1 protein-coding gene is annotated in these 562 nt (G+C 59.8%); it reads left to right on the top strand.

Annotated features, from left to right (window positions below):
- Nucleotides 1–146 precede the first annotated feature (146 nt).
- A partial coding sequence (locus tag B3520_RS04165) for a ferritin-like domain-containing protein (RefSeq protein ID WP_286875470.1) occupies nucleotides 147–562 on the top strand: 416 nt, incomplete at its 3' end.

Genomic DNA, 562 nt, shown 5'->3' with positions numbered 1-562 from the left:
GTAGACCATGGTTACGGATTTGCGCGCCCCGGCGATCAGGGCACGTCTGCCGGGTCAGAGTTGTCGTAAGGAGGGTAGGTGGTTCGGAAACGCCGGCTTGACCGAGCTGCTATGCTGAACCTATCCATTCTGAAAGAGAGGTAGTTATGACCGATCAACCGTTTCTGACCGATGTTAAAACCCTGCGCGAACGCGCCCGGAAGCACATTGAGCAGGGGGCTGTCACCGAGGGCTACAAGGCCAATCGGGATAATGTGATAAAGATTCTCAACGAGGCCCTGGCCACCGAGATTGTCTGCACCCTGCGCTACAAGAGCCACTACTATCGCGCCGAGGGCATCAGCGCCGAAGTGGCGGCCCAGGAGTTCCTGGAACACGCCCAGCAGGAAGAGCAGCACGCCGACTGGCTCGCCGAGCGCATCGTGCAACTGGGCGGCAAACCGAACTTTTCCCCGGAAGGGCTGCAGACCCGCTCACATGCGGAATTTGTGGAAGGCGACACCCTGCGCGAAATGGTGGTGGAAGACCTGGTGGCCGAACGCATCGCCATCGACAGCTACCG

Source organism: Marinimicrobium sp. UBA4509, assembly GCF_002388575.1.
Taxonomy (GTDB): domain Bacteria; phylum Pseudomonadota; class Gammaproteobacteria; order Pseudomonadales; family Cellvibrionaceae; genus Marinimicrobium; species Marinimicrobium koreense.
The sequence above is the reverse complement of the archived record's forward strand: the minus strand, read 5'-3'. Positions and strand labels throughout refer to the sequence as shown.